Source organism: Microbacterium sp. PF5 (assembly GCF_004794315.1).
In the GTDB taxonomy this organism is placed as follows: Bacteria; Actinomycetota; Actinomycetes; order Actinomycetales; family Microbacteriaceae; genus Microbacterium; species Microbacterium sufflavum.
Map to the genome: position 1 here is coordinate 42,003 of NZ_SSDQ01000034.1, position 6,000 is coordinate 48,002.

6 protein-coding genes, 1 tRNA gene and 1 pseudogene are annotated in these 6,000 nt (G+C 71.2%); 3 read left to right on the forward strand and 5 right to left on the reverse strand.

Translation table 11 applies throughout. The features are described 5' to 3' along the window. Positions 1 to 40: 40 nt before the first annotated feature. Positions 41 to 1,102 carry an alpha/beta fold hydrolase gene (locus DW297_RS01420; protein ID WP_136028725.1) on the forward strand — a complete coding sequence of 354 codons (1,062 nt, stop codon included), beginning with the start codon at positions 41 to 43 and terminating at the stop codon, positions 1,100 to 1,102. A gap of 93 nt (positions 1,103 to 1,195) precedes the next feature. Here the strand turns inward: DW297_RS01420 and DW297_RS01425 are convergent, their stop codons facing one another. The 3 genes from DW297_RS01425 to DW297_RS01435 are packed head-to-tail and all read right to left on the reverse strand — an operon-like array spanning position 1,196 to position 3,777. After that, positions 1,196 to 1,762 (reverse strand): hypothetical protein, encoded by a 567-nt coding sequence (locus DW297_RS01425; RefSeq protein WP_136028726.1) that lies wholly within the window; start codon positions 1,760 to 1,762, stop codon positions 1,196 to 1,198. Between the two features lies 1 nt (position 1,763). Then, positions 1,764 to 2,369, reverse strand: a complete 606-nt coding sequence (gene dcd / locus DW297_RS01430; RefSeq protein WP_136028727.1) for a dCTP deaminase — start codon at positions 2,367 to 2,369, stop codon at positions 1,764 to 1,766. Between the two features lie 55 nt (positions 2,370 to 2,424). Then, entirely contained in the window at positions 2,425 to 3,777 is a 1,353-nt protein-coding gene (locus DW297_RS01435; protein WP_168442766.1) for an MFS transporter, read from the reverse strand. Positions 3,778 to 3,862: 85 nt separating this feature from the next. On the opposite strand from DW297_RS01435, the gene DW297_RS01440 reads away from it, so the two are divergent. Together DW297_RS01440 and DW297_RS01445 are read left to right on the forward strand one after the other, a co-directional pair. After that, entirely contained in the window at positions 3,863 to 4,240 is a 378-nt protein-coding gene (locus DW297_RS01440; protein WP_136028729.1) for a winged helix-turn-helix transcriptional regulator, read from the forward strand. A 72-nt stretch (positions 4,241 to 4,312) separates the two neighbouring features. Further along, a tRNA-Gly gene (locus DW297_RS01445) sits at positions 4,313 to 4,386 on the forward strand. A gap of 472 nt (positions 4,387 to 4,858) precedes the next feature. Here the strand turns inward: DW297_RS01445 and DW297_RS01450 are convergent. Both DW297_RS01450 and DW297_RS18700 read right to left on the reverse strand, forming a co-directional pair. Then, the gene (locus DW297_RS01450) at positions 4,859 to 5,602 is read right to left on the reverse strand and encodes an acyltransferase domain-containing protein (protein WP_136028730.1); all 744 of its coding nucleotides are present in this window, start codon (positions 5,600 to 5,602) and stop codon (positions 4,859 to 4,861) included. Next, a pseudogene (locus DW297_RS18700) lies at positions 5,599 to 6,000 on the reverse strand (gfo/Idh/MocA family oxidoreductase); the annotation flags it as partial. The gene DW297_RS01450 and the pseudogene DW297_RS18700, both read right to left, overlap by 4 nt.

Sequence of the window (6,000 nt, forward strand, 5' to 3'; positions counted from 1 at the left end):
TACGTATGATCGTTCGTATTGTTCCGGCGAAGGAGTCACGATGCCGTCCCTGCCCGTCCTGCTCGCCCGCACCGTCCCCCTGCTCGCCCGCGTCTCGCCACGGCTGGCGGGCGCCGTGGCGCTCCGCCTGTTCTTCACCACCGGGCCCCGCATGCGCGTGCGCCCCGCCGATGCGCCGACCCACAGCGACGCCCGCCGCGGCACCGTCACGGTGCGCGGCATCGAGGTCACCACGTACGAGTGGGGTCGCGGGCCGCGCACCCTGCTGCTCCTGCACGGCTGGCGCGGCCGGGCGTCGCAGTTCGCGCCGCTCGTGCGCGAGCTGGTGGCCGAGGGGTTCCGCGTGCTCGCCTTCGACGGGCCGGCACACGGATCGTCCGGCGGCCGCGCGACCGACGTGCGCGACTGGGTGACGGTCGCCGAGCGACTGCAGGCCGAGCACGGCCCGTTCGAGGCGCTGATCGGCCACTCCTTCGGCGCGCTGGGCGCCCTCACCGCCGCCCGCACGACCGTGCCGGTGCCCGCGGTGGCCGCGCTCGCCGGTGCCGCGGCGCCCGAGGCCTTCCTCGCCCAGTTCGCCAGCGACCTGCGCCTCGACGAGCCCACCGCGCAGAACCTCCGCGAGCGGTTCCACCGCCGCCTCGCGATCGACGAGGCCGCGGCGGCCGAGCGCTTCGACGCCGGACGCCACCCGTTGCCCGACGGCACCGCGCTGCTCGTGGTGCACGACCGCGGCGACCGCCGCCTGCCCGACCGTGACGCCCTGCGCCTGCACGCCGCGCACCCCGGCCGCTCGCGGATGCTGCGCACGGTGGGCCTCGGTCACACGAAGGTGCTCTCGGCCGACCCCACCCTCGACGCGGTCGTGGCTCTCGTCACGGGCGGGCTGCCCGCGGTCGACGCGCTCGGCACCGCCACGGCAGCGACGCCGCCGACGCGGTCGCACGTGGCCGATGACGCAGAACCCGCGCACGCCCCGAGCCCCACCGTGGGGCCCGCGCACGCCGCACACCCGACCTCCGGGTCGTCGCACGCTACACACCCCACCCCCGAGCCGTCGCACGCCGCACACTCGACCGCGGAGTCCGCCGCCCGCGCCTGAGTCCAGGCCCTCCACCGACACCGCGGGCGCCCCCACGCAGACCGGGAGACCGATCCGATGGCGCCGGACGCCGGCGAGCCCGAAGATCCGGCGTCAGACCCGCAGCGGAGTCAGCGCGGGCGCCGCGTCGGCGAGGGTCGGGAACCCGGCGTTCACCAGGACCACGAGCGCGACCACGGCGGCGACGAGCAGCAGGAACAGGAACACGAAGATGAGGCCGGCGAGCACGCGGTAGCTGCCGCCCTCCGGCACCTCCGGAGCGAGCGACGGCTGCGACCAGTCGTCGGCCGCCGCAGCGGGCGGCTCTCCCTCGAGGATCGCGGGCGTCGGGCGCTCGCGCTCCGAGCGGCGCGTGGGCGGCGGAGGCGGCGGGAGCACGGCGTCCGCGGGCGGGATGTCGGCGGACGGCGGGTCGAGCAGGCCGTCCGGGATCGGGGTCTCCGGCGGGGCCGGGGGGATCACGTCGTCGGCCGGGCGGATCGCCGCGGACTCTGTCGGGACGGCCGCACCGGCAGCATCCGGCTCATCCGGGGCCACCGGCTCGTCCGGGGCCGCGGGCTCATGAGGCAGCAGGGGCTCGGGCGTCACCGGGCCGTCCGGGGCCACAGGTCCACCCGGGGTTCCGGGCTCCTCCGGGGTCCGCCCGTCGCCGTCGCTCATGTCAGCCTCCGATCGCTCCCACATCGGTCACGCCCACGTCGGTGCGGTGGAAGTTCTGGAACGACCGCGACGCGGTGGGCCCGCGCTGCCCCTGGTACCGGTTGCCGTAGGGGCCGGAGCCGTAGGGGTTCTCGGCGGGCGAGGTGAGCCGGAAGAAGCACAGCTGCCCGATCTTCATCCCCGGCCACAGCTTGATCGGCAGGGTCGCGACGTTCGCCAGCTCCAGCGTCACATGACCCGTGAACCCGGGGTCGATGAACCCGGCCGTGGAGTGCGTGATCAGGCCGAGGCGCCCGAGCGAGGACTTGCCCTCGAGACGCGCGGCGATGTCGTCCGGCAGCGTCACCTGCTCGAACGTCGCCCCGAGCGCGAACTCGCCGGGGTGGAGGATGAACGGCTCGTCGGGATCGACCTCGATGAGCCGGGTGAGCTCGGGCTGATCCACCGACGGATCGATGAACGGGTACTTGTGGTTGTCGAAGAGGCGGAAGTAGCGGTCCAGGCGCACGTCGATGCTGGACGGCTGGATCATCTCCGGCTCGTGCGGAGCCAGGCCGACACGGCCCGACGCGAGTTCTGCCCTGATGTCGCGATCGCTGAGAAGCACGGCCTCAGCCTAGTCACCGCACGGGTCGCGCCTCACGCGACCTGCGGCATCCGCGTCACAGGGCCGGGGCGCTGCGACGCGAGAGCAGCGGGAGCAGCGCGGCCGCCGTCACGGTCACCGCCGCCGCGACCACCGCCACCAGGAAGCCGCCCGTCACGAGCACGGCCGCGATCGTGCCGAACACCGCGATGCCGAGTCCGCCGCCCAGGGCGAAGCCCACCTCTTGCACCGCCCCGACCTGTCCCGCCTGGTCCTCGGTCGTCACCTCGAACAGCGTCGCGGCGGCGAGGGTCCCCGCGATGCCGAACCCGAGTCCGACCAGCACGAGCGGCAGCGCCACGATGCCGGGGTCGAACGCGAGCCACATGAGCCCGAGCGCCTGCAGCAGCAGCACCAGCACGGTGAGTGCGTTCGCCGACAGCCAGCGCAGCGCGAGCGGCGCCAGCACCCCGCCGATCGCGATCGCCGCGGCCTGCGGCAGCAGCGCGATTCCCGCCTCGGCGGCACTCTGTCCCCGCGCATCCTGCAGGTGCAGGCTCACCAGGAGCACCGACGCCGACGACGCCCCGCTGCTGACGATGATGCGGACGATCGCCGGACTGAATCCCGGCACCCGGAACAGCGCCAGGTCGAGCAGCGGGAGGGGCAGCCGACGCTGCCGCCGTACGAAGAACACGAGGCTGGCGACCGACACGACCGCGGCCACCGCGGCCGACACGGGAGCGGCCAGCACCTCGTGCAGCGCGAAAACGAGGGCGCCGAGCGCGACGATCGACGACAGGATGCTCGGCACGTCCCACGACGGCGGCTGCGTGCTGCGCGAGTCCGGCACGAGCCACAGGGCGAGCAGGGCGGCGGCCACCGCGAGCGGGACGCTGCCCAGCAGCAGCCACCGCCAGCCGGGGCCCTCCGCGAGGAGCCCGCCGAGCACGGGGCCGAGGGCGCTGCCGGTGCCGAAGGTGGCGGTCCAGAGCCCGTACGCGAGCACGCGCTCCCTCGCCTGGAAGGTCGCACCGATCGTGGCCACGACACCCGCGACCACGAAGGCCTCCGCGACGCCGAGCAGAGCCCGGATCACGATGAGCAGCAGGCCGCTGGTGGCGACGCCGCCGATGCCGTTGAGCACCGCGAATCCGACGAGCCCGATCACGACGATGGTCTTGCGCCCGAACGCGTCGCCGATCCGCGCCGCCAGGATCAGCGTCGCCGCGAGCGACAGCGCATAGACGTCGACGAGCCAGAGACCCTCGGTGTCGGTCAGCGCGAGGTCGTCGCGGATCGCGGGCAGCGCCGTGGACACGCTGCTGATGGCGAGGGCGCCGATGAGCACGCCGAGCAGGAGCGGCACCATCGCCATCCAGAGCCGGAGAGAGGAGCGGACGGGGACGACGACGGGGCTGGTGGTCACGGTCTCAGTCTGTAAAGTACAGGCAAAGGCCACAAGTACCGACATTGTCGTCACGTACTTACCGTTTGGATACTGTGGAGGCACGATGCGCGAGAAGACGGCCAGGATCGTCCGCGAGTGGACCGAGACCTGCGACGCGGAGGTCTCGATCGCCGTGCTCGGCGGCGCGTGGAAGCCGAGCATCCTGTCGCTGCTCGCCGAGCACGGCGTGCTGCGCTTCGGTGAGCTCGGGCGCCTGCTGCAGGACCCCACGTCGCGCGTGCTCACCCGGCAGCTGCGCGAGCTGGAGGCGGACGGCCTGATCACCCGCACGGTCTACCGCGAGGTCCCGCCCAAGGTGGAGTACCGGCTGAGCGAGCTGGGTGCGACCGCGACCCCGCTCGTCGACGCGCTCACGCGGTGGGGCACGATGTACGCGGGGCAGCAGCGCGACACCCCCGCGACGGCGGACGCCACGACCTGACGCCGCGGTTCACGCTTTGGCCATCGCCCCGGAGACGGGTAGGCTTGCCCTCACCTGCTCTCGGGCGGGTTCGGGGCTGTAGTTCAATGGTAGAACTTCTGCTTCCCAAGCAGACAGCGCGGGTTCGATTCCCGTCAGCCCCTCCACTGTGACTTCCAAAGCTACTCCGGACATTCTTGAGCTACTCCAGACTGGAATTTTCGCAGTGCACCGCGCCAGATGCGTTTTCGAGGCCGGCACTCATTGACTCGAAGTGACGAACGCCCGCACGTCTCGTGTAGAAGCCCTCGGCTGCGCTAGCGTGGCTGCGAGTTGACGGCGAATCGCCATGTGACGCTTCGCGAACAGGAGGAGTGGGAACGGACAGACGCAGAACGGAGACAGCGGCTGTTGTCACGACCGCCCGCGGCCTCCAGATACACAACCGCTCGGCGTGAGCCCTGAAGGTGCGAGCGAATGTCGAGGCCTGGATCCCCCCCCCTGCCCTCGACACCGAAGTCGCTCGATACACCGAAGACGGCGAGATCGACGATGCCTTCTCAGCCTGTATCGCAAAAGTGAAGCACTATCAGGATGTGAGACCGGCGGCTGTACTCGCGCGGCGGACACCCCGTGGAGTCAGCGGGAGGATCCCACCTTCAGCACTCCCGTTGGCATCGTCCAATTCCGACCGTCACGCAGCGTTGAGGCGACCACTCGCTCGAGCCGCGACTTCGTCGGCAGCGCTGGGTCTATTACCTCGATTAGCGGGCGACGGAAAACGAACCTCGCAGCCTCCTCGCTGGCCAGCGGCGTCTCCTCCTCGTCGGAGACGATCTCGAACCGCTCGGCGAATGCCGCGATGTTCGACCCGGCTAGCGCCGATGACAGTCGGGGATCGAGCAGCCAGCTTGTACAGGCGAATCGCCCGCTCCCGGTCAGCTCAGAGGCGCACGCCAGTGAGGCATCGACACCAGCTGGCAACAGTGGTCCGAGTTCAGGGACGTGCAGGTGGTGACCGTGCTCGCTCTCGCGCATTGAGACCTGAAGCCGCCCGGCGCTGAGCACGTCCGCTCGCATCAGCTCGAGCATCCATGGCGCAATCGCCGCGGCGCCGTACAGTCGATGCTTCCGTCCGACGTCGACCAGCGTCTCGCGTGTCACGTCGGCGGGGACTTTGGCTTCGCGGTGGCGCTCAAGTGCGACGGGTACGAGCTCGACCAGGGCGCGAGCCACAGCGACGTCCGAGGCCCCAGCATCGATGGGGTGGGGCACCCCTTCAGTGCGGCGGATCAGCGCTTCGAGCCTGTCGACGAGCTCCCATGGCACTGGCTCGTCGCGTTCGACGGCTTCGAGATCGAGCAGGGCCGCGTGCTGCGTCACGAGGCCGTCCTCGCGTCCGATACAGATCGACTCTGACCGCCCTCGAAGTACGCGACCAGCTCCGGTGAGAGGGGCGGCACGTTCTGCACGTGACCACCTGATCGAATCGACTCGGTCGCCGCGATCCCCGTAGCCACAGCGTCCCTCGCGGCGACGGGAGACGTGTCGGTACGGCCACCGTGCCGCACGAATCGGAGGAACTCGGCGATCAGGAGATCATCAGCTCCTCCGTGGATCACGCTGGCTCCCTCGGCGAGCTCGGTTACGCGGTGAACCTCATCGGGCTCTCCTGCACCGTGTGTGCGTCGACGCCAGATCCGCACCTCTGCACCGATCTCATCTCCGAAGTTCTCCAGCCGGCCCTCGGTGCCGATAACCGTGTAGTTGCGCCAGTAGTC